Annotated in this window: 3 protein-coding genes; all 3 read right to left on the bottom strand. The window is 71.0% G+C overall.

The window, feature by feature from the left end; all coding sequences use genetic code 11:
- The coding region (locus tag PV363_RS08540) for a TetR family transcriptional regulator (protein ID WP_301022124.1) at positions 1–352 on the bottom strand (352 nt) is incomplete at its 3' end.
- 85 nt (positions 353–437) lie between these two features.
- The gene (locus PV363_RS08535; protein ID WP_220366078.1) at positions 438–1,199 is read right to left on the bottom strand and encodes a TIGR00730 family Rossman fold protein; all 762 of its coding nucleotides are present in this window, start codon (positions 1,197–1,199) and stop codon (positions 438–440) included.
- On the bottom strand, positions 1,196–2,230 hold a 1,035-nt coding region (gene dapE / locus PV363_RS08530), incomplete at its 5' end, for a succinyl-diaminopimelate desuccinylase (protein ID WP_301022123.1). The genes PV363_RS08535 and dapE, both read right to left, overlap by 4 nt.

Raw genomic sequence — 2,230 nt, 5'->3', positions numbered from 1 at the left:
CTGCGTTGCGCAGCGCGTGGGCCGCCACCTCGAACGTCAGCAGATGCGCCTTCGGGTCACCCTCGACCGACGACCACATGTGGGCGAAGGTCTCCTCGAGCAGCGCGGTCACGTCGTCCTCGCCCGAGACGACGACGTCGCTGACCGAGGCGACGTACTGGTCGGCCAGCCGGGAGATCATCGCCCGGAGCAGCTCCTCCATGGAGGAGAACACGTAGTGCACGATCCCGGGGGTGGCCCCTGCCTCGGCGGCGACCGTGCGCGTGCTCACCGCGCCGACGCCCTCGCGCTTGGCGACGGCCAGCGCAGCCTCGATGAGCTGTTCGCGCCGCTGTTCCGAGGAGACCCGCACCCGCACTCCGTCCGTCGACCGTGTCCGTCCGATTGTGCCGCACGAGCGCGGCCCGGTCCGCACGGCACGCCCTTGCGACGGCGGTTCAGGAGGAGACGAACTGCGCGACGATCTCGTCGATGTCGTCGGTGAGGACGAGCCGGTCCACGTCGTCGGCGGAGATCGCTCCGTACTCCAGGACGGAGTCGCGCAGCCAGGCCAGGAGGCCGGCCCAGTACGCCGTGCCGTACAGGACGACGGGGAACTGCGTCACCTTTCGCGTCTGCGCGAGCGTCAGGGCCTCGAAGAGCTCGTCGAAGGTGCCGAACCCGCCGGGGAAGACCACGAAACCCTGCGCGTACTTGACGAACATCGTCTTGCGCGCGAAGAAGTATCGGAAGTTGACCCCCAGGTCGACCCAGGCGTTCATCTTCTCCTCGAACGGCAGCTCGATGCCGAGGCCGGCCGAGACTCCTCCGCGCTCGCACGCGCCTCGGTTGGCGGCCTCCATGATCCCTGGGCCGCCCCCCGTGATGACGCCGATGCCCGCGTCGGCCAGCCGGCGTCCGAGCTCGCGGGCGGCGGCGTAGTCGGCGGCGTCGCGCGAGGTCCGGGCGGAGCCGAAGATGCTGACCGCGGGCCCGAGCTCGGCCAGTGCACCGAACCCCTCGACGAACTCAGCCTGGATACGCAGGACGCGCCAAGGATCGGTGTGCACCCAGTCGGACCGCTCAGGGGAGTCCAGCAACCGCTGGTCGGTCGTCGTCGACTCGATCCGGTCGCGCCGAAGGAGGACGGGACCCTTGACCCGCTCGTCCTCGGCGCGCTCCTCGACCCGCTGGTCGTCGGCGCGCTGGTCGTCGCTCATCCGGGCTGCCCCTCGCCGGCACCGCGCAACCATCCGTGCAGCCGTTCCTCGACCGACCGGAGCTGTGTCACCGGGACGCGCTCGTCCTTCTTGTGGGCGAGCAGCGGGTCACCGGGCCCGAAGTTGACCGCGGGCACGCCCAAGCGGGCGAACTCCGCGACATCGGTCCAGCCGAACTTCGGGTTGACCTCCACGCCCATCGCCTCGACGAACGCCGCCGCGGCGGGTCGGTCCAGCCCCGGCGACGCGGCCGGCGCCGAGTCGGTGACGACGACCTCGTACCCGTCGAACAGTCCTTGGAGGTAGTCCAGCGCTTCGTCCTCCGTACGATCAGGGGCGAAGCGGTAGCTGACGGCGATCCTCGCCTCGTCGGGCACCACGTTCGACGCCGCACCCCCGCTGATCCCGACCGCGTTGAGGCCCTCGCGGAACGTGAGTCCGTCGATGACCGGTGTGCGAGCCTGCGCCGCGGCGAGGCGATCCATCGCGGGCTTCAGGCGATGGATCGCGTTGACGCCCATCCACGACCGGGCCACATGGGCGCGCTCCCCGCGGGCGACGACGTCGACGCGCAGCGAGCCCTGACAGCCTGCCTCGATCACACCGTCCGAGGGCTCCATGAGGATGGCGAAGTCGCCGGCGAGCAGCTCGGGGCGCTCCCTGGCGAGCCGTCCCAGCCCGTTGGCGGACGCCTCGATCTCCTCGGCCTCGTAGAAGACGTAGGTGACGTCGCGAACAGGCTCGGGAATGTGTGCCGCGGCCCGCAGCGCGACCGCGACGCCGCCCTTCATGTCGCACGCGCCCAGGCCCCACAGGTCACCGCCATCGAGCGCGGACGGGAGGTTGCCGTTGACCGGCACGGTGTCGAGGTGCCCGGCGACCACGACCCGGCTGTCTCGGCCGAGAGCGGTGCGGGCGACGACCGTCTGCCCGTCGCGGATCACCTCCAGGTGCCGGCAGTCGCTCAGCGCGGCCTCGACCGCGTCGGCGATGACGGCCTCGTGACGGCTCTCTGAGGGGATGTCGACCAG

Source organism: Mumia sp., assembly GCF_028803055.1.
Lineage (GTDB): Bacteria > Actinomycetota > Actinomycetes > Propionibacteriales > Nocardioidaceae > Mumia.
Note: the sequence above shows the minus strand (reverse complement) of the source record. Positions and strands in the feature narration are given on the sequence as shown.